General features: G+C 54.3%; 1 pseudogene. It reads right to left on the bottom strand.

Features of this window, described 5'->3' with window-relative positions:
• Nucleotides 1-53: 53 nt before the first annotated feature.
• Nucleotides 54-479 (bottom strand): annotated as a pseudogene (locus tag MWU54_RS18590) (DDE-type integrase/transposase/recombinase); the annotation flags it as partial.
• Nucleotides 480-806: the final 327 nt, after the last annotated feature.

Here is an 806-nt window from a genome sequence, read left to right on the forward strand (position 1 = left end):
GGATCGTTGCGTAGATCGCTCAAGGACGGACTGAGGCCCGGAATTGCCCTAATTCAGGCGGCCCGATCGAACAGCTCGGTCAGAAGGCGGACTTTGCCGGTAACTTTGGTCGGAGGATCACAAACATGGCCACCTTTGATCATGCGAATGGCCTCGATGCCTTGCAACATTGCTTTAAGTGTTCGCAATGACTGGAAACCACGGCTTGGGTCGGTGATGCGTTTGAGCGCCGCATGATCGCTCTCAATTCGGTTGTTTCGCCATATTCGATCCACTTGCACGAATTCGTCCCTTGAGAACGAGTAAGCGTTCATCTCACCGATGACACGCGCGTAGGTTGGAGTCTTATCAGTTGTCACCGAGACCGGCCCGTACATCCGCACTGTCTCGCGTGCTTGTGGAAAGAAGGCGCATGCGGCTTTCGCATCTCTTCGCGCAGTCAGATGGACATCGATCACTTTGCCGCTCTGATCGACGGCTCGTCTGCGATAACGTCACTTACAATCTACTCGGACATAGATCTCACCTACGTGCCGGTTCAGACCACGGGGCCTACGCCTCGCGAAGGAACGTCTGGCGATTTCGGGCCCGAACTTGACGACCCAGCGTTTCATCTTTGCAGGATCGACAGTGATGCCGTGTTTGCCCAACAGATCGCGAACGTCTCGGCAGGCAAGCGGATACCGGTAAAAACAGCGCATCACCGCAAAGGATGATCTCCGGTAGAAACGATGATCCTTGAACGGATTGCCGGGTATGAAATACCTCGTTGCAGCTAAATTGGACCGATCATTCCCTCGTTGATC

The sequence above is a fragment of the Marivita sp. S6314 genome, assembly GCF_023015985.1.
Classification (GTDB): domain Bacteria; phylum Pseudomonadota; class Alphaproteobacteria; order Rhodobacterales; family Rhodobacteraceae; genus Marivita.